At 66.6% G+C, this 20,280-nt stretch carries 11 protein-coding genes and 1 pseudogene; 7 read left to right on the plus strand and 5 right to left on the minus strand.

Annotated features, from left to right (window positions below; genetic code table 11):
- Window positions 1-3: 3 nt before the first annotated feature.
- Complete coding sequence (locus OG936_RS32370; RefSeq protein ID WP_406499488.1) at window positions 4-654, minus strand: formylglycine-generating enzyme family protein; 651 nt, start codon at window positions 652-654, stop codon at window positions 4-6.
- 326 nt (window positions 655-980) lie between these two features.
- Here OG936_RS32370 and OG936_RS32375 point away from each other — a divergent pair, with 326 nt between their 5' ends.
- From OG936_RS32375 to OG936_RS32405, 7 genes are all read left to right on the plus strand, one after another.
- Window positions 981-2,102: a PP2C family protein-serine/threonine phosphatase gene (locus OG936_RS32375; RefSeq protein WP_406499489.1), complete on the plus strand. Its 1,122-nt coding sequence runs from the start codon at window positions 981-983 to the stop codon at window positions 2,100-2,102.
- A 95-nt stretch (window positions 2,103-2,197) separates the two neighbouring features.
- On the plus strand, window positions 2,198-2,512 hold the full coding sequence (locus tag OG936_RS32380; protein WP_406499490.1) for a hypothetical protein: 315 nt from the start codon (window positions 2,198-2,200) through the stop codon (window positions 2,510-2,512).
- 281 nt (window positions 2,513-2,793) lie between these two features.
- Window positions 2,794-3,117: a hypothetical protein gene (locus OG936_RS32385; RefSeq protein ID WP_406499491.1), complete on the plus strand. Its 324-nt coding sequence runs from the start codon at window positions 2,794-2,796 to the stop codon at window positions 3,115-3,117.
- Between the two features lie 442 nt (window positions 3,118-3,559).
- Window positions 3,560-5,263 (plus strand): FG-GAP repeat protein, encoded by a 1,704-nt coding sequence (locus OG936_RS32390; RefSeq protein WP_406499492.1) that lies wholly within the window; start codon window positions 3,560-3,562, stop codon window positions 5,261-5,263.
- 5 nt (window positions 5,264-5,268) lie between these two features.
- Window positions 5,269-8,940, plus strand: coding sequence for a LamG-like jellyroll fold domain-containing protein (locus tag OG936_RS32395; RefSeq protein ID WP_406499493.1), 3,672 nt, complete (start codon window positions 5,269-5,271; stop codon window positions 8,938-8,940).
- 167 nt (window positions 8,941-9,107) lie between these two features.
- A complete protein-coding gene (locus tag OG936_RS32400) occupies window positions 9,108-15,860 on the plus strand; it encodes a polymorphic toxin-type HINT domain-containing protein (protein ID WP_406499494.1) in 6,753 nt (2,250 codons plus the stop codon).
- Window positions 15,857-16,270 carry a hypothetical protein gene (locus tag OG936_RS32405; protein WP_406499495.1) on the plus strand — a complete coding sequence of 138 codons (414 nt, stop codon included), beginning with the start codon at window positions 15,857-15,859 and terminating at the stop codon, window positions 16,268-16,270. Before OG936_RS32400 ends, OG936_RS32405 begins: the two co-directional genes overlap by 4 nt.
- A gap of 132 nt (window positions 16,271-16,402) precedes the next feature.
- On the opposite strand, the pseudogene OG936_RS32410 reads toward OG936_RS32405, so the two are convergent.
- From OG936_RS32410 to OG936_RS32425, 4 genes and pseudogenes are all read right to left on the minus strand, one after another.
- A pseudogene (locus OG936_RS32410) lies at window positions 16,403-17,709 on the minus strand (tyrosine-type recombinase/integrase).
- A complete protein-coding gene (locus tag OG936_RS32415) occupies window positions 17,709-17,933 on the minus strand; it encodes a helix-turn-helix domain-containing protein (protein WP_406499496.1) in 225 nt (74 codons plus the stop codon). The pseudogene OG936_RS32410 and the gene OG936_RS32415 overlap by 1 nt, the downstream one beginning before the upstream one ends.
- Window positions 17,930-19,378, minus strand: coding sequence for a replication initiator (locus OG936_RS32420; RefSeq protein ID WP_406499497.1), 1,449 nt, complete (start codon window positions 19,376-19,378; stop codon window positions 17,930-17,932). Before OG936_RS32420 ends, OG936_RS32415 begins: the two co-directional genes overlap by 4 nt.
- A gap of 147 nt (window positions 19,379-19,525) precedes the next feature.
- The gene (locus OG936_RS32425; RefSeq protein WP_406499498.1) at window positions 19,526-20,272 is read right to left on the minus strand and encodes a DUF2637 domain-containing protein; all 747 of its coding nucleotides are present in this window, start codon (window positions 20,270-20,272) and stop codon (window positions 19,526-19,528) included.
- Between the last annotated feature and the right edge of the window lie 8 nt (window positions 20,273-20,280).

The raw sequence follows: 20,280 nt of genomic DNA on the forward strand, positions 1-20,280 counted from the left end.
GGCTCACCGCGATCGGGCGAGCCGGAATCCGAGGTCGTCGATGCGGAAGGTCGGGTGACTCTTGCGGCGGCAGGAGGCCCGGCATCCGCGCGGGTGGTCATAGCCGCCTCCACCACGGAACACCCGGTACGGGCCGTAGACCGCGGGATCGTAGACGTCCCAGCACCACTCCCACACGTTGCCGATCATGTCGTGGAGACCCCACGCGTTCGGCGCCCTGGTCGCGACGTCGTGCACCGCGCCGCCGGAGTTCCCGCGGTGCCAGGCGATCTCGTCCAGCTCTCCGTAGCGGTCGCCGGAGGTCCCGGCCCGGCACGCGTACTCCCACTCCGCCTCGGACGGGAGGCGGTAGCCGTCGGCCGCCCAGTCGCAGACCACGTCCTGCCCGTCGGCGTCGTGACCGACCGAGTAGCAGGGTTCGAGCCCTGTCGCCTGCGAGAGCAGATTGCAGAATTGAACGGCGTCCTTCCAGGAGACCTCCGTCACCGGCGTCCGCGGCCCCGCCGAGCCCACGGGCAGCTCGCCCCGTACGGCGCGATACAGCTCACGGGTCACGGGATACGGCGCCAGCCGGAAGGCCCCGACCTCGACTTTCCAGTTCGTCCTCGTGCCTTCGTCCCGCAGGACGATCTCCCCGGCACAGATGTCCCTCATGCCCTCGGTACTCGGGTCCCGGAATAAGGAATCAGGGCTCATCGCAGCTCCTCATGTACTCCGGCGCATCGGACCGACGCTGCTGACCCCAGTGGCACCGGAGGGCTGACCGTCAGTGGCGCGGGAGGTCGGTCGGTCCGTGTCGCCGGACTTTCGGACAGGTGACGATTATGCCCATGGGACGTACGAGCGCCTGCCGTGCTCACCAACGGCAGGATCCGCGGCGATCGCACCGGCCTCACAGCACCCTGACCCGGGCATATAGGGATATTTAGGGTGATACGTTCAAGTCTGAGAGCCCGACGAGGGAGCGACAGGGAGCACAGGTGAAGGAGAGCCGGCGCGGAGCGGCACGGGCGGGCTGGCTGCTCGTTGTGCCGACCCTGGTGGCGGGCGTACTGCTGAACCTGCTCGCACCGCAGCCGTACACGGGGCTGCCCCTGCTGGCCGCGGCGCCGCTGGTCGCCGGGGCGATGCTGTCGTTCCGGGCCTGCGTCCTCGTCGCGAGCTTCGCCTGCGGGGTTTCGTTGTCGCTGGATGTCTTCCAGGGGCGTTCCACGTCGGCGAGCCTCGTCGACATCGCCGTGATCGCCGTGATCGGGATTCTGGCCCTGGGAGTTAATCTTCTGTTGCGGCGTCAGGGCAGGGACCTGGCCCGGGCGCGGGTCATCGCGGAGGCGGTGCAACTGGCGGTTCTCCCGGACCCACCGTCCCGGGCCGGGCCACTGGCCGTCGCCGCCGGATACACCGCCGCGCAGGTCGAGGCGAGAATCGGCGGCGACCTCTTCGCCGTGCAGGAGACGCCCTACGGTGTGCGCATGATCATCGGGGACGTGAAGGGCAAGGGGCTCCAGGCGGTCGCGTCGGTCTCGGTCGCGATCGGTGCGTTCCGGCAGGAGGCCGAGAACGCCCCCACCCTGGCCGAGCTGGCCCAGCGCCTGGACGACGCGCTGAGCAGGGAGTCGAGCCGATGCGGGAACGCGACGTACAGCGAGGACTTCACCACAGCCGTGCTGGCCGAAGTGCCCGGCGACGGTGAACTGCTGCGCCTGGTCAACCGCGGTCACCCGGGCCCGTATCTGATCCACGACGGCGTGATCGAACGGCTCGACGCCACCCGCCCGCAGGTGCCCCTGGGCATGGGGCTGGGAGCGCTCGCGGCACTGGACCACGACGAGCTCACCGATGTCGTCCGGCTGCCGTCCGGCGCACTGCTGCTCATGATCACCGACGGTGTCACCGAGGCGCGCAACCGGACGGGCGCCTTCTACGACCCCTGCGCGTCCACCGCGCTCATCGGTGCCCACTACCTGGAACCCGGCGACCTGGTCCGGGCGGTGACCGCGGACGTCGCACGCTGGACCTCCGACGGCCATCAGGACGACATGGCCATTCTCGCCGTCGCCCGGCGTGGCGGCCATCGGATCGAACGGGACCTGTCCGGCTGATCATGAGGGTCGCGGGGGAGCGTGTGGACGCGTAGCGCGGTGGGTGTCATGATCACGCGGGCGTCCGGCGCGGGTCCGGTGCGCAGGGAGGGACCGTGAAGCTCTACGTCGCCATACCTGCTGTTCTGCTGGCGTTGCTCATCGCCGCCTCCGGCATAGCGGGGATCACCCGTGGCTGGGTGCTCCCCACGAACCGACGGCCGGTCCACCGACCGCGCCTCTACGGCTGGGGCCAGTTGATGGCTGCCATCGCCCTGTGCTGGCAACAGGCCGTCTTCTGGGTGCTCAGCGACCCCGACATCCGCCAGTGGGGAACCGTGGCCGGCAGCGCGCTTCTGCTGACCGGCTTCATCATGATGGCGGTGAGCCGGCGCACGCGTGGTCGTCGGCAGGGCAGCGGCACGCCCTGAGAGCCTGGCGGGTGGCCGGTTGATTACACCGCGATGAGGTCCTCGACGGTCTTGGCTCGGGCGGACTTGCGGTGGGATTCATGGCTCCACCGCGATGGTGCCCGGCGAGCCGGACGAGCATCAGACGGATCATCGCCACCTTGAGCCGTATGCCGCACGTCGGTCCGGCGGGGCGCCCTGGCAGACTCTGCGCTGTGATACCCGACCTGACGCAACTGCGCGAGCTGGTCGCAGAATCACCGGAGTACGGCCGCAGGCCGGCCTAAGCTGTGTCGGAGGCGGTGATCCGCGCCACCGAAGCACGCGTCGGCGCGCTGCCGCCGTCGTACCGGTGGTGGCTGGCCGAGTTCGGGCGCGACCGCGTCGGGCGCGCGGACATCGCGACGATCACACCGGCCGAGCTTGCCGACGACGATGTGTACGCGCCCGAGTGGGTGCTGATCGGGGACGACAGCGGGGGCGGGGGACTGTTCATGCGCCGCCACGGCCGCGACCGAACCCGCGTGCACCGCTTCGATCTGGGCGCGATCGGCGAGGACGTCGAAGCGGACTGCGAGCTGCTGACGGACGACCTGATCGGCTGGCTGGAGGCGAGCCGGGGTTGACGGCCGCCGGCCGCTCCGTGCGCGAGCGCCTCTCTTTCGTCCCATTCGCAGGCATCCGTGTGCCTCTGCCGAGCGTGGGTCGACCGGCGTGACCATGAGGGTGTGAACGGTCATCACCACTCTTCCGGGCCGCCTGTCGGCGTGCTGAAGACGAGGCCACTGGGGCCCGGTCGCCGCGAGAGGTACTGGTCGGCGCCGCGGGCCGCGGACCGACTCGCCACCCTCGCGTGCGAGTAGTTCAACTCGACCTGGTGCACAGCAACTTCGGAGTAATGTCAATATCCGTTGCGCCGTATCGGGGTGTTCAGATCCTCCGTATTCGACATGCGGGCGCGTTGAGGTTTGCCCTCGCTTCTTGTGCAGATTTAGTGACGCTTCAAGGGGTTGGTTATGCATGTCCGGTCTATCTCTCATAAGGCTGCGATGTCGTCATTTTCGAAACTTGTCACTGTTCGGCATTCGCTTAACAACATGTATCGGACATGCTCTTGACAGGTTCCAGGGGCCGTTATTGCATTTGCTTTGCTGTGTGCTGCCAAATGCCCTGAATCGGGGGTGCAGTTCTCTCAAGGGGTGTGATGTGAGTGCAAAATCTGGCATGTCCGGAATCATTGCCGCGATCGGATTGCTGGTCGCGACCGTGGGTGCGACGGCCATGGGGGCCGTCCCCGCCGCCGCGGCGGGCACCTGTGCCGGAGTGAGTCCGGACTTCAACGGTGATGGTCTTGTCGACATCGTGGTCACGGACCCGCAGGCCACCGTGAACGGAGTGCCGCAGGCCGGTCTGGTCCGAGTGCTCTACGCCGGAGGCAAGGGTGTCAGCGAGATTTCGCAGGCGACCCCCGGGATGGGGGTCACTCCGGAGCGAGGGGACCAGTTCGGGACGGCGGTCGCCTGGACGGACTTCAACGGCGACGGCTGTACCGACCTTGTGATCGGGACCCCGTACGAGGACACCGGCGGCACCGGGTCGGATGTCAAGGACGCCGGCTTCCTGCACATCATCTACGGCTCGCCCTCCGGTATCGGCGAGGGTTCGGTCATTGAGGCCTACGCCCAGGCGGCGTTCACCCCGGGGACGAGCAACGAGGCAGGTGACCGCTTCGGTTACGCACTCCAGGCAGGTACGACCGACAAGGGCCTGCCGTACCTCGTCGTCGGCGTTCCGGGCGAGGGGGTGATCGTGAATGGTGTGGATCACGTCAATGCCGGTGCCATCGCCTACCAGCAGGGCAGCAAGCGAAGCACGGTCACTCAGGACAGCCCGGGTGTGCCTGGCGTGGTCGAAGCAGGCGACCAGTTCGGTGCCTCGCTCGCCGGCACCAATCGCTATTTCGCCGTCGGGGTGCCGGGGGAGACCATTGGTACCGACGCGGTTGCCGCGGGAACCGTGGCCGTCTTCAACCACACACTCACCGACGGAGTACCGACCGCGATCGCCGGCATGGACCAAGCGGGCGAAGGTGAGGCTCTGACGGGAATTGCCGAAACTGGTGACCGGTTCGGTGCTGCGATATCGATGACCGGATATCGCCCGGCTGACCAGACGTACAACTCCGATGTCCTTCTCGCCATCGGAACACCGGGCGAGGGCGTAGGCAGTGTGCCCGACGCGGGCGGCGTTGCGGTGGTGCGAGTCGAACCCTCCGGCCGTGTCACCGAACTCAAGGCACTCGATGCCGAGACCGCGAACGTCGAAGGAGATGCCAAAGCCGGCGACTTCTTCGGGCAGCGTGTGGCCATCACGAACACGAACACCAATGTCGTCACCAGCACCGCCACGGTCCGGCTGGTCGTGGGCATTCCCGGCAGGGACGTCGACGGAGTGAAGGACGCCGGGGTGATCCAGGTGTTCAATCCGCTCGACAGTGCCATAGGAACAGCTGACAAGATCATCAAGCGTGGCTCGTCCGTCCTGCCGGGCAATCCGACAGCCCGTGACTTCACCGGCATCTCAGTGCGCTCCGGCACTGTGACCCTCTACATCGGTGTTCCGTACAGCAAGGACGCCGCCACATCCAAGGGCGTCCTCTACACAATGCCTTGGACCGACATCGACGGCACCACAACCGGTGGGACCAAGACGTTCCAGCCAGGTAGTGGCGGGATCTCGGACATCGGTACTTCCTTCGCCACGGTCGGATGACCGGCATGGGGCGCCATGAGCTGAACAACGATGTGAGCAACAGAGAGCAGAACACGATCGTGGACAGACGTTGCATCCAGAGGCGTCGGCGCAGCCGCAGACCCGTACTGGCGGTGACCCTGACGGCCCTGCTGGCCACGGGGATGGGATTCCCGGCCCTGTCTGGCGAGCTTTCGGAGGCTGCCGCGGCACCCGCCGAGGGCCGTGCCGCCGCCGGAACCGAGGCGGCTCAGCAGGTTGCCGCGGAAACCGATTCCCCGGTCGAGGTACTGAGCCTGCGTGACGAGCGCAGCACCACGGTTGCCAATCCCGATGGCACCTTCACCACCACCACGGCTGTCCAGCCCGTACGCACCAGTAAAGACGGACGGTGGGTGGACATCGATACCACTCTCGTCCGGCAGGCGGACGGATCGTATGCGCCGAAGGCGGCAGTATCGGCGATGTCCTTCTCCGGGGGCGGTGCCACGACGTTCGCCACGATCGAGAAGGACGGGCGGGCACTCTCTCTGGACTGGCCCGGCAAACTGCCCCCACCCACGGTCGACGGACCGACTGCTACCTACCGGGATGTGTTGCCCGGGGTCGACCTGAAGGGGACCGCGAACGCGGAGGGTTTCTCGCACCTGATCGTGGTCAAGGATGCGGAGGCAGCCGATAATCCGGAGCTGGCCGAGCTTCAACTGCTGGTGGACACGACAGCGGTGGAACTCAACAAGTCCGATGACGGTGCTCTCACCGCCATTGACGCGGCCGGCGGCATCGTCTTCGAAGCACCCGCACCGCTGATGTGGGACAGCAGCCAGGGGACTGGTACCGAGGAGCGTCCGGAGTCCGCGCTGTCGGAGACGGCCCGTGAGGATGCCGCCGTGACACCCCCGGACGGGGCCCGCGTCGCCGATGTCGACGTGCGCCTCGGCCCCGACACGATGACACTGACCCCGGACAGCTCGTTGCTCACAGGCGATGACACGGTCTATCCGGTCTACATCGACCCGGTGGTCAAGACCGCCAGCCGCACTGGCTGGACGATGGTCTCCTCGTACTACTCGTCGGCCGAGTTCTGGAAGTTCGGCAATCACGAGGGCGTCGGAAGGTGCCCTGCCGACGTGTCGTACCAGTGCGCCAGTTCCAACGACAAGAAGCGCCAGTTCTTCGCCATCCCGACCGCGTCCTTCGAGGGCAAGGACATCATCAAGGCCGAGTTCGCCGTGACGATGGTCCACACGTACAGCAGTTCCGCCAAGGCTGTGCAGCTGGGACGGGTCAATTCCACCGGTGCGAGCGCGATCAGTTCCTCCACCAACTGGGGCAACCAGCCCTCGCTGAAGGAGACCATCACCAGCAAGTCCCCCACGAACCCGGCCGGGTCGTGCACGTCGACCAATCAGAATGTGCGGTTCGACGTAAAGGGCACTGTCCAGAAGGCTGCCGACAGCGGCTGGGACGTCACTACCTTCCGGCTGGGTGCGGACAACGAGGACGACTACGCGTACTGGAAACGGTTCTGTGGAAACGCTCATCTCGAAGTGACGTACAACCGACCGCCGTTGGCCCCTGCCATGAGCGATCTCGGCATGGCCCCCGGTGGCTCGTGTCAGTACGGGCACGCCGATGAGCACTACGTCTCCGAAGCTCCGGTCCTCAGTGCCGTCATCAAGGACTATGACCACAACGACACCGCTGGCAAGTCCGAAAGCCTGAAGGCCCGGTTCCATGTCTTCTGGACCAAGGGCAGTGCGCAGGTCGATCACTATGCCACCACCGGAGCCCGCACGACGACGGGTACGGGCCAGACAGGCTCGGCCTCATTCAAGTACCAGGTCGGCTCGGACCTCAGCACGGATTCGGATGCTGGGTTCACCATCCCTTCCAACGTCACGATCGGCTGGGAGGTACAGGGCTCCGACGGGACCGCCTGGGGGCCGTGGAGCAGCGTGGGTGCTGCCACCCGCTGCGAATTCATCTACGACGCTTCTGCGCCCGCCGCGCCCGTGATCAGTTCTCTTCAATACCCCAATGATGACGCTTGGCACGCGGGCGTCGGTGATTACGGAAGCTTCACCTTCGATTCGCCGTCCACGGACGTGGCCCACTACCAGTACCGGTTCAAGGGCAGTAGCGCCTGGTCCACGGTTGCCACGGCAACGCCGGGCGGACCCGCGACGGTGAAGTTCATGCCGACCTCCGAAGGCGACTGGTCCGTGGAGGCCAAGGCCGTCGACGCGGCCGGAAACGCCCAGAAAACACCCATGGGATACGTATTCCTCGTCGCCGACGGGCGGGCTCCCGTCGGGGGCTGGACCCTCGGCGACATCGAGGGTTCCGGTTCCGCGGCCGGCACGGGGACCTCGCCCAGCGCCGCGGCCGGCGCGGGAGTCAGCTTCGGCGCCAAGCCCGGCCCGCTCGGAGCGGCCGACACGTACGCGGCCCTGGACGGCACCGAGAAGGCCTACCTGGACGCCGGACGGCACATCGTGGACACCGACACCGGGTTCTCGGTCAGCGCCTGGGTCAATCTTACTGAGGTGCCGAAGCAGGATCAGACCGTGGTCAGCCAGGACGGCACAGGCCTGCCCGGCTTCGAACTGGGATACGACGCCGACAGTCGCAGCTGGGTATTCCGTGCCCCGTTCAACGACCTTGAGTCCATGGGGGACTGGCAGGTCACCGGCGGCAAGGCGGTACCTGGTGTCTGGACGCACCTCATCGGTTCCTACGACGGCGTCACCGGCGTGATGAGGCTGTACGTGGACGGCGCGGCAGTCACCGCCACCACGAAGCGGACGGCCCCGTGGAACGCCGCCGGAACCCTGCAGATCGGCCGCAGGCTGACTCTGGAGGGGTACACCGCCCACCTCAGGGGCGGTATCGCCGATGTTACGGTCTACGACCGGGTGGTGACCGGCCCCGAGAGCGCCGACCTTGGCGGCATCGTCGCCCAACAGCTTGCCTACTGGGATGTCGACAGCGCCCCCGACGGGCTGGCTCCGGAGGCGGGTGGCGGAACCGGGCTCTTGCTCGGTGGCGGTGCGTCCATCTACGTGCCGGCACCGGGCTGCGACCCCGAGGCCGATCCGGAATGCGTCGAAACCGCGCCCGAGGAGCCCATGTGGGGTGACGGTCATCTGTTGCTGAACGGCACCGACGCCTATGCCACCCGGGCGGCCGGGCTGCTCTCGAAGCAGGACAGCTTCGCCCTGACCGCGCGGGCCCGGCTCTCTTCGGTGTCTCCCACCAAGGACCAGACGGTCATGGGATTGTCCGGTGTCCAGGGCAGTGCGGTCACCGTGGGCTACTCCGCCGCCGACAGCCGTTGGGCCCTCACGGTCACGGATTCGGCCACTGCGGTGACCGCGACTGCGAAGGCAACGGGCTTCCTGCCCAGCACCGAGAGCCAGGGCGATCACCTGGCCCTCGTCTACTCGGCGGTCTTCGGCGACGTGGTGCTTTACATCAACGGCGTCGAGAGTGCTCGGGTGCCCTGGGACAACACCTGGGATTTCACCACCACCGCGTTCCAGGCGGGCCGCAAGGTCACTGGCGCCACCTCCGGTGCCTTCCTCTCCGGTGCCGTCGATGAACTGCGGATGTTCCAGGGGGCACTGGACGCAAGCCTCGTGAACATCGTCAGAATTCTCGCGGACGACACGAGTGTCGAGGCGACCGTGTCCTGACCTGAGCAACGTGGCCGGGGGCGAGGCATCGGTGCCCCGCCCCCGGCCACGTTTCCTGCCCCACAACTCTGCTTGACATCTCTTGAGGAGCTTTTATGCGCTCATCACCTTTTGGGAGATCGCACTTCCGCATCCCCATACGCACAGTGCGAAGATGCGTACTCACCGTGGCTGTCGCCCTCTCTGTGGGCATGCTGCCCCAGTACGCTCCGCAGGCCGCCGCACGTGACGGAGTGACCCGGCCCGGCACCCAGACCAACCTCGACGATCCCGTCTCCGGCAAGAACGGCACTGTCCGGAAGTACACCGGGACCGACCAGGCCGCCCGCGCCGAGGTCACCAAGACCGCTGTTGTGCACTGGCCCGAGGCAGCCTCCGACGAAGTCACGGTCGGCGCCAAGGGATCCAAGGGTGTGCAGGCCGACGGCCTCCCCCTGAAGGTCGCGGCGACCGGAACCACCAGCCCGGAAGCCGTCCGGCTCGCGGTCCTGGACCGGAAGAAGGCGGCGGCGGCCGGTGTCGACGGTCCGCTGATGACAGTGTCGCGTGCCGATGACGCGACCAAGAGCGGGCCGGTCCAGGTCTCCGTCGACTACGGGGACTTCGCCGAGGCGTACGGCGGCAGCTACGGCTCGCGACTGCGTCTGGTGACCTATCCGGAGTGTGTGCTCACCACACCGGAACACCCGCAGTGCACTGTGGCAACCCCGTTGCCCACCACCAATGACACCAACCGCGCCACGCTGACCGCAAAGGTCCAGGCCGCTCCCGCCGCGACGACGGCCGCGGCAGATTCGAAGGCCGGGGCCGTCACATCCTCCCCGGTCACGGTATTGGCTGCCACTGCCGAATCCGGAGGCGACCAGGGCGACTTCGGCGCCACCTCGCTCAATCCGTCGTCGCAGTGGAGCGTCTCCAACTCCTCCGGTGCCTTCAACTGGTCCTATCCGATCAGCGCCCCACCGGTGCCCGGCGGTCTGGCTCCGGGAGTCTCGCTCACCTACAGCTCCCAGTCGGTGGACGGACAGACCGCTGCCACGAACAACCAGGGATCCTGGGTCGGCGAGGGATTCAGCTATGAACCCGGCTTCATCGAACGCCGTTACAAGCCGTGCGCCAATGACGGCCACGACAACACCAACGGCGACCAGTGCTGGGGCTACGACAACGCCACGATCTCACTGGCCGGCGGTACCTCCGGCGAGCTGATCAAGGACGACACCACGGGTGAGTGGCACGTCAGATCCGACGACTTCTCCAAGGTCGAGAAGCTCACCGGCACCACCAACGGTGACGACAACGGCGAGCACTGGAAGGTCACATCGACGGATGGGACCCAGTACTTCTTCGGCCTCAATCAACTGCCTGGCTTCGCGTCCGGCAACGAGACCACCCAATCCGCCTGGACAGTCCCCGTCTACGGCGACGACAGTGGCGAACCCTGCTACAAGTCCACCTTCGCGGACGCCTACTGCAACCAGGCATGGCGCTGGAACCTCGACTACGTCGTGGACCCGCACGGCAACACCATGTCGTACTTCTACGGCACGGAGACGAACTACTACACGCAGGGGCTGAAGACCGGGGAGAACGGCAAGCCGTACATCCGCGGCGGCTACCTGAAGCGCATCGACTACGGCCAGCGAGAGAACAAGACGTACTCCACCAAGGCTGCTGCGCGCGTGGTGTTCACCACTGCGGAGCGCTGCGTGGGCGATCTCACCGACTGCTCGGCCGCGGCACTCAAGGACACCACAGCCGCTGACTGGCCGGACGTGCCGTGGGACCGCAACTGCAAGGTCGACACCAAATGTCCGGGCCAGAACTCGCCCACCTTCTGGACACGTAAGAAGCTCACCCAGATCACCACGCAGATCCGCAACGGTGACACCACTTACGAGGACGTCGAGAGGTGGAAGCTGGGGCAGAAGTTCACCGACAACGGTGACGGGTCCAAGTCGCTCTGGCTCGAGACCATTGATCACACGGGTCTGGTCGGCACCGACAAGTCCGTTCCCTCGGTGCGCCTGCACGGTATCCAGCTCGCCAACCGAATCGATATTCCCAACGACAACATCCAGTCGTTCCACCGCTTCCGCCTGAGTGGGGTGGAGAGCGAGTCGGGCAGTGTCCTGACCGCCAACTACTCCGAGCCCGAGTGCACCTCCGCCACTCTGCCTACTCCGGGCAAGGCGACGGTGCGGTGCTACCCGGTCAAATGGAACCCGCCGGGTGCCAAGGACCCCGTCACCGACTGGTTCAACAAATATGTCGTCACTTCGGTGGCTGATAAAGATCTTGTCGGCGGAGGCCTCGATCAGGTCACCACGTACACGTATCTGAAGGACGCGGGCTGGCGCAAGGCCAAGCCCGATGGCCTGTCCAAGGCCGAATACCTGACGTGGAGCGACTGGCGCGGATACGGGAAGGTCCGGGTCGAGACCTCCGACGGCAGCGTCAAACCCTCCAACACCAAGACCGAGCACGTTTTCTTCCGCGGCCTGGACGGGGACACCGACCCCGATGGCGGCACCCGTTCGGTCAAGGTAACCGCCTCCAACGGGGCCGTGTACGACGACTCCGACTGGAAGTCCGGCACCGAACTGGAGACGACGACCTACAACGGCGACAAGATCGTCTCCAAGTCGGTCGACATTCCCTGGACCCAGGTCACCGGAACCCGTGTCAAGGACTGGGGTACCTCCACGGCCCGCTTCGTGAGGCCCGGCCGCTCCGATGTCTACGAGGCACTGGCCGCTGGAGGGTGGCGGCAGACCGCCTCCACCACGTCGTACGACGACAAGGGCCGCGCCGTCCAGGTCGCGGACTACGGGGAGGTGGACGTCGCCGACAACCAGTGCACCCGCACCGAGTACGCGGACAACCCCGACAAGCATCTGTACAGCTACGCCTCGCGGGTCGAGACCGTCGCGGTGGACTGCGGTACGACACCGGACCGTTCCAAGCAGGTCATCTCCGATGACCTGACCTTCTACGACAGCACGACCACGCTCGGTGCCGCCCCGACCAAGGGTGAACCGACGCTGGTGAAGCGGCTGGCCTCGCACGACGGCAAGACGGCCACCTACCAGGAAGTCTCCACCGCCGCCTTCGACGACTACGGTCGCCCGCTGGTCGTGACCGACGCGGCGAAGACGCCCACGACGGTCGCCTACAAGGAAAACGCCTACGGCCAGGCGGTGTCCAAGACCGAGACGAATGTCTTCGGCTGGGCCTCGACCACCGAGTACGCCCCTGAGTGGGGCGCGGTCTCGGCACTGACCGACATGAACGACAAGCGCACGGACCTGGCATACGACGGGCTCGGCCGCCTCGTCTCGGTCTGGATGCCCAACCGCTCGAAGGCGAGCTTCACCCCGTCCATCACCTATGAGTACGGCATCCGGACAACGGGACCGAACTATCTGCGCACCCAGAAGATCCGGAAGGACGGCGTCTCCTACAGCAACGAATACACTCTGTACGACGGGCTGTTGAGGCCACGTCAGATGCAGGTCGACGGTCAGGGCGGTGGGCGCCTCGTCGCGGACACGTACTACGACGGCTCCGGCCGCGTGGTGAAGATCAACGACACGTACTACACGACCGGTGCCCCGGGGAACGCACTGTTCGTCCCGCGCAATGAGGACATCGATGCGCAGACGGTGACCGAATTCGACGGGGCCGGCCGCACCTCGGCCACGATCCTGAACGTCGCGGGTGTGGAGAAGAACCGCACCACCTACACCTACGGTGGTGACCGGGTCCACGTGGACCCGCCGAACGGTCAGACTCCGACCACGACGATCACGGATGCCGAGGACCGCACGGTCGAACTGCGCCAGTACAAGGGCGACAAGCCGCTTCCGACGGGAACCAGGGCCGACTACGTCGCCACCCGGTACGGCTACACTCCGGCCGGTCAGCTCGCCAAGGTCACCGACGACAAGGACAACGTCTGGTCGTACACGTACGACCAGCGCGGCCGCAAGCACGTCTCGACCGATCCCGATACCGGCACCAGCAGGTACGAGTACGACGACCTGGACCGCCTGCTGTCGACCACGGACTCCCGGTCGAACACCATCACATCGGTCTACGACAAGATCGGCCGCGTCACCGAGACCTGGCAGGGCGGGGCGACCTCCGGCACCAAGCTCTCCGTCTCGAAGTACGACACGGTGGCCAAGGGAGAGCTGTACGGCACATACACCTACAAGGACGGCGCCGTGCTGTCGTCGGTGACCTATACGGCACTGTCCGACGACCTCGAACCGACCAGGACCAAGTACTACCTGTCGAAGACGGCCGAGCCGGAACTGGGCGGTACCTATCAGATCGACACCGCGTACAACGCGGACGGCACCGTCAGCGGACAGACGCTCCCGGCCGCAGGCGGACTGACCGCGGAGGCCGTCTCGTACCAGTACGACAGCCTGCAGCGCCCGGTCGCGCTGGACACCTCGCTGGGTGGGATGAGCTACGTATCCGACGTGTCGTACTCGCCGACGAACAAGCTGGAACAGCTGGAGCTGACCACGGGTGGCGCAGCGGACAAGAAGGCTTGGCTGACCTACGCCTATGAGCAGGGCACCTCGCGGCTCATCAACTCCAGGGTGTCCGTGAAGGGCGCCGCTTCGGTGTTGTACGACGCCCGTTACACCTACGACGCGGGCGGTAACGTCCAGTCGATCGTGGACACTCCGGGCGGCGGCAGTACCGACGTGCAGTGTTTCCGGTACGACGGTCTGCGGCGGATGACTGAGGCCTGGACGTCGAACGTCACTCCGAACGAGGCGGTCGGTACCGGTCGGACCGATGCGGCCTGTGCTTCCGATCCGTCTGCGACGACGGTCGGCGGGACGGCTCCGTACTGGTCTTCCTACGAGTTCGACACCCTTGGCAACCGGAAGTCGGAGACCAGCCACGGTGTCAACGGCTCCGCCACCTCCACCACGGCGTACACGTACGGGGAGAAGGGCGAGGGACCGCACCAACTGACCACCGGTGTAATGGACACCACCGCCACGTCCACAACGCCCGCAGTCAAACTGACCAATACCTACACCTACGACGAGACGGGCAACACCGACCACCGTGTCCTCAACGGCGAAACCCAGACTCTTGAATGGGACAAGCAGGGTGAACTGAGCAAGGTCACCAACGCCGACGGCACCGCCACGGAGTACGTCTACGACGCGGCCGGCAACCGTCTGCTGAGCAAGACCGCATCGGAAACGACGTTTTACATGCCGGGCACGGAACTGCACCTCAAGAAGTCCACCGGTGCGGTGACGGGGGCCCGCTACTACAGTCTGGCCGGCGAGACCATCGCGGTCCGGGACAACAACGGTGTGACGTTCCTGGCTTCCGACCACCACGGCACAGCACAGTTCGCGGTGAACGCGGCCACCGGTGCCACTCAACGCCGTCGTATGGACCCGTTCGGCGCCGAACGCGAAGGCGCGTCGTCGAACTGGGTGGACGACAAGGGATTCGTCGGCGGCACCGTGCAGAAGTCCACCGGGCTCACCACCCTCGGTGCACGCGAGTACGACGCCACGACGGGACGGTTCATCTCTGCTGACCCGATCATCGACTTCACCGACCCCCAACAGATCAACGGCTACGCCTACAGCAACGGCAACCCGGTCACCTTCTCCGACGCCACCGGCCTGATGCTCTTCGAGGGCGACAACACCGGCGGAGTCGACAGCGGCGGAGGCACCAACAAACCCGTCAAGAACCGTGACAAGGCACGGGCCGGCGGCGGCTCGAACCAAAGAGACCTGGACATTCAAGCAGCAAAGTCCAAAGCCTCCGATGGCAAACGTCGCGTAATCAATACGGCGAAGGTACTCACCAAGATCGCCGCTGACGAACTGGGCATCACCGATGCCTTCGACTGCTTCACCACCGGCAATTTGAGTGCCTGCGGTGCTACTGCCGTCAATATCATCTCCAGTGCGGTCGGCGGCATCCTGGGCAAAATAGTCAAGAAATATGGGCTGCCCTGGCAGTGGAAAAAGGGTGCAGCGCTGGCGGCGCGCCTGGTGAAGCTGAGCAAAAAGCTGATCAGCGGGATCAGGGACTGGTACAGCAATTCGAAACTGGCTCGGGCGCTGAGCAAATGTGAGACTGCTAGTAACAGCTTCACCCCTGGTACCCGGGTCCTGATGGCCGACGGCACAACAAAGCCGATAGAGGAGGTCCGGATCGGTGACGAAGTCCTCGCCACCGACCCCGATACAGGCGAGACAAAGCCACGCAAGGTCACGGCCGAGATCAAGGGCCATGGCCTGAAGCATCTCGTCAAGGTCACCATCGACATTGACGGAACCAAGGGCGACAAGACCGCCTCGGTCACCGCGACGGACGGTCACCCGTTCTGGGTTCCTGAACTGGGCGCCTGGGTCGATGCCACCGACCTGAAGCCGGGAGAGCAGCTCCGTACGAATTCGGGTGCACAGGCAGAGATCGAGGCCGTCAAGCGGTGGACGGCTCCGGGGGAGACGGTCTACAACCTCACCGTCAACGACCTGCACACGTACTATGTGCTGGCGGGCGCCACGCCGGTCCTCGTTCACAACTGCAACTTCGCGCCCGGTAAGGCAGACGAGCACTTCGACAAGCATGTGCTGGGGCTTGACGATGCTGGCCAGGCGACGCGTACGCCGGACATGCCTGAGTACGACATCAAGGATATCGATAAGGGTTTTGACAACTATGTGGCCGACGCGAAATCTCTGATGTGTTCGGATACTTGCCCGGCCGGTGCCCGTGAGGCTATTCGAAGTGACGGAGTTATTATCCGAATGGACTCGCAGGGGAAAGTCGGAATGAGGAACGGGAACACTATTACGACCTATTTCCGACCAGATGACCCAGCTACCTATTTTGCAAGGGAAGCGGCCAGGTGACTCGAAACATCGCCGACTTCGGAGAAGTATTCTCCAGCTTCATCAAGGCGTCGGGCCGCTGGCGAGACACCGCCCCCGAAGCGCTCCTGGGGCGGTGGTCGAGGTTCGTTGTTGATTGCGAGCAGGGTTACCCGCACGATGCTGAAGATTACTTCAACGATCTCACCTCAAGGGATTCCTTGGAGCGGGCTCTGGCTTCTGTAGAGTTGCAGGTATTCCCTGAGATGTCCCAACTGCGTGCAAGCGTAGAGGAGATCGATTCAAGGTTTCGCGCACTTCTGATTCCAGACGTTTTCCCTGGGATCCCAGAAGAACTCTGGTGGGCTCGGGGCATGGTAAAGGGTGGAGCGAGGCGTTTCGTAGAGGACGTGCGGCGTGAATATCACATCGACTTGATCGAGATCGAATAGAATTCCGATTTCGCGCTGGCCTTCCGGCTGGTACGTAGATGCCGCGCTATGTAGTGCAGCAAATTGGAAGCCCCGCCGGGTGCGCCCTGGCGGGGCTTCTGCGTGGGGTGACGGCAGTAGTTGACGGCAACGTCAGCGGACGGAGGTGGCGCAGGGCGGCGGTTCATAGCCGTCGGAGCGTGCCGCCTCGGTGGTCTCCCTGCTGTCGAGTGCGGCGCTGAGGATGTCGATGGCGTCTCGCTGGAGGCGAAGGCGTACGTGGGCGTAGACGGTGGCGGTGACGCCGATGTGGGCGTGGCCGAGGAGTTCCTTGATCACCACGAGTTCGACTCCCTGTTCCAGGAGCAGAGTGGCGGTCGAGTGGCGTAGGTCGTGGAAGCGGATGCGGCGGAGGTCGGCCTCGCGAAGGAGCGTGGTGAAGGAGCGGGTGAGGTTGGTCGGGTCGATCGGTCGGCCTGCGCGGTGGTGAACACGTGCCCGTTGTGCTGCCACGCGGTGCCTGCGGTCTTGCGCTCGCGTTGCTGGTGTTCGCGGTGGTGCTTCAGTGAGTGGAGGCAGGTGGTGGGGAGGGCGATGCGGCGTTCGGAGGCCCGGGTCTTGGTGGGCAGAGTGGTGAGTCCGCCGGTGCTGGTGCGCTGGAGTGTGCGGCGGATGGCGGCGGTGCCGGCGTCGAGGTTGAGGTCTTCCCAGTGGAGGCCGAGGAGTTCGCCCTTGCGGAGTCCGGTGTGAAGAGCGAGTTCGAACAGAGCGTGCAGCCGGTGGCCCTGGCCGGCGGTGAGGAGCTGGCGGGCTTCGTCGGCGGTGAGGGGTTCGAAGCGGCGGGGCCGGGGTGTGCCGGTGCGGACGTTGCGGGCGACATTGCGCGGGATCTCCTCCTCGCGTACCGCGTGCTCCAGGGCGGACTTGAGCACGGAATGGACGTAGGCCAGGGTCAGGGGCGAGAGCCGCTTGGAGCAGCACTTCCCGGCGGCGCAGCAGCGGGGCTCATCGCGGGCGGTGTCGAGGCCGCGTGTGCAGCACTGGCAGGTGGTGCGGAGCTGGTTGAGCCAGGTGCGGACGTCCTTGGCGGTGAGCTTGGCGAGCTTCTTTCGTCCGAGGCCGGGGATGAGGTAGAGCCGGGCGACGGCGGTGTAGCGGGTGTGGGTGTTCTCGCGGAGTTGGTAGACGGCGACAGCATCGAGCCAGTACGTCAGGAACGCGGCCACGCTGCCCTGCGCAGACGGAATGGAGACGCCACGGTTGCTGGCGGCGATCTTCTCGGTGAGCTTGGCCAGGGCTTCCTTGCGGGTGGTGCCGTAGACGCGGATGCGCTTGCGGGTGTTGCCGGGGGCGAGGACGTATCCGGCGGCTTCCCAGCGGTTGTCCTTGCGCTGGTAGACGGTTCCGTCGCCGTTGGCGCGGATGCGGCGGGAGGCGGGGGTGTCGCGGGGTGTGGTCATCAGGCGGCGTCCTGTTCGAGGCGGGTGCGGATGAAGTCGGTGAGGGCGTGGGTGGGGATGCGGCGGGCGCGGCCGAGGGTGATGGAGGCGAGTTGGCCGGTGCGGAGGAGGTCGTAGACGGCGGAGCGGCCGAGCTGGAGGCGTGCCATGACCTGGGGCACTGTGAGCAGGTCCAGCACCGGTGCCGCCTCTGTGCGGAGGACGGTGGGCGGGGGCGAGGTCATGAACAGCCCCCTTCAGCCGCGAACTGCCGTTCCAGTTCCTTGCGGTGCCAGACGTTGGCGGCGAGGAGAGCGGCGCCGGGGCTGTAGCCCGAGCCGAGGTAGTCCCAGTGGCCGATGACGAGCGTGGTCGTCGGGTCGGGTTCAGGGAGGCCGGTGTGGGTGCGGGCCTGTTCGGTGCGCCAGGTGCGGCGGGCGGCGCGCAGCGCGCCGAGTGTGACGGAGTAGCGGCGGGATTTGGTGGAGAAGTGGCCGCGGAAGCCGAGCATGTGCGCCCATTTCCAGAGTTTGAGGTCGGCGAACTCCGGCAGGCGGCTCAGTTCCCAGCAGGTGCGGATCATTTGCCGGACGTGGCGGGCGACGGCGAGTCGGGGCAGTGGCCGGGCCTGTCCGGTGCCGTCGCAGGCGGTGCACGGGAGCGGGGTTCCGTGGGGCAGGAGGGTGGCGCCGCGTCCCTGGCAGGGGCGGCAGAACAGGGCGCGGTCGAGGGTGCCGGAGGCGTCGGCGGACTTGGTGGCGTACTTGGCCACGTAGGCGGCGACGGTCTGGTCGGTGAACTCGGCGTCGGTGCCGAAGGCCGCGATCTCGGATACGTCGAGCTGTTCGCCCCAGGTGAGTTCGCGTTCCCCGATCGCGTCCGAGGTGACCGTGATGCGGACCCGTTCGGCGGCGGCGCGGGCGGCGTCGGTGAGCTTGGCGACGGTGGCGTACGGGGGCGGGGACTGGCTGGTGCCGTCCGGGCCGTCGATCCGGATGACGGCGTGGAAGTGGATCAGGCCGCGCTGCTGGTACTCGGCGACCTTGGCGAAGGAGATCCGCAGGACGGCATGGGCCGCCTTCTGGGTCATACCGAGCCCGGCGGCGAGCTCCCGGCGCAGGTAGGTAGTGAAGCGAGCCCACAAGGTCCCGGCATGGGCGTTGAACAGGACCGCGCCCGCGTAGTCGTACGTCGCCGGGTTCAGCGGCGTGCCGAGCAGGGTGTCCGTGGGGTCGTGGAGCTTGCGGCAGCGGCAGGGCCGGATGTCGCCGCCGGGGGTGGTGGGGCGGTTGTGGACGGGGCCGAAGGAGGGGGCGGTGAGGGTGGCGAAGACGCGGGGGTGGGTGCGGACGGTGTCGGGGACGTTCTTGCCGCCGGAGAGGCCGGCGCGGATGAGGTGGTAGGTGTCGGCGGCGTAGAGGCGGGAGCAGGCCGGGCAGCGGGAGGAGCGGCGGTTGCCGCACGCGGTGAGCAGACTGCCCGTGGGCTCGTCGTAGGAGGTGTAGGAGCGCAGCACCTCACCCGTTGCCGTGTCGACGGTGGTGGTGTGGCCGGTCAGGCGGACGGGTTCGGTGCAGCCGCCGAGGTGTTCGATCTGCTGCTGTGCGCGGTCGAAGTCAGGGTGGTTGACGAGGTGGAGCAGGTCCCGCACGGCGGGGCTTGCCACGTGGCGCAGGTCCAGGGCGACCATTCGGGGCGTGTCCCTTCTGTTCGGGTGGGTGGCCCCGAGCAGCAACCAGCCGGATCTGTAGGCGTGTTGGTGCTCGGGGCATGGCGAACCAGGCCCAGGGGCGGGCGTGGGTTCAGCGAGGGGGATGTGGCCGGTGGGGGCCGGTGCTCAGAGCTGAGCGAGTGCGGTGGTGGCCACCGGCAGGGCGATGCCCATGCGTGTGCCCAGGTGGGCGGCGGTGATCGGTGTTCCGTGCTCGGCGCGGTGGGTGTCCGCGATGCGCCGGGCCGCGTCCAGCAGGGCGGCCGGAAGGGCAGGGCCGGAAGCGGGTCGGCCCGTCGTGGTGACGGCGACCGGCGGAGCGGCGGCCGGAGCGGGCTCCAGCTCCTCGATCAGGGAGGCGGCGATCTGCGGGGCGGGCGTCGGGGGTGCCGATTCGGGTGATGGTGCGACGTCGGGCACCGGCTCGGTGGCAAGGGCGGCGGCGGTGGCCTCCAGGTGCTGGGCGGGGCGGGCGGCGGTGTGGAACTGGGCGAGGAAGGCGGGGCCGACGTGGCCCCAGCCGAGGAGCAGGAGCGGGGCGACGGTGTCCAGGCAGGCCCGTCCGTAGCGTCCGGTCAGCAGCGGTTCGGCGGTGTTCAGCGCGAGGGTGAGCAGGCCGCACAGGTGCAGCAGCCGGGTGCCGGCCTTCAGCTCCGCCTTGGGGACGCCGCGCAGAGCGAGGAAGCGCAGGGCCACCAGGAGCCCGACGACGGACAGGTCGACCATGGGGGCGATCAGTGGCGCGATCGGGTGGGGGACGCCGAGCCGCAGGGCGAGGGCCCAGACGTTGCCGAAGGAGAAGACGAAGGCCAGGGCCGCGATGACCGCCATGACCACGGTCACGGTGCGCCGGGTGAACCGTTCCTCCGCCATGTTCTCAA

The organism is Streptomyces sp. NBC_00846 (assembly GCF_045207325.1).
Taxonomy (GTDB): domain Bacteria; phylum Actinomycetota; class Actinomycetes; order Streptomycetales; family Streptomycetaceae; genus Streptomyces.

Excerpts from the sequence above, each read along its gene's own strand:
- OG936_RS32370 (WP_406499488.1), bottom strand. The coding sequence starts at position 654 with ATGAGGGACATCTGTGCCGGGGAGATCGTCCTGCGGGACGAAGGCACG.
- OG936_RS32395 (WP_406499493.1), top strand. The coding sequence starts at position 5,269 with ATGGGGCGCCATGAGCTGAACAACGATGTGAGCAACAGAGAGCAGAAC.
- OG936_RS32415 (WP_406499496.1), bottom strand. The coding sequence starts at position 17,933 with ATGACCTCGCCCCCGCCCACCGTCCTCCGCACAGAGGCGGCACCGGTG.
- OG936_RS32420 (WP_406499497.1), bottom strand. The coding sequence starts at position 19,378 with ATGGTCGCCCTGGACCTGCGCCACGTGGCAAGCCCCGCCGTGCGGGAC.
- OG936_RS32425 (WP_406499498.1), bottom strand. The coding sequence starts at position 20,272 with ATGGCGGAGGAACGGTTCACCCGGCGCACCGTGACCGTGGTCATGGCG.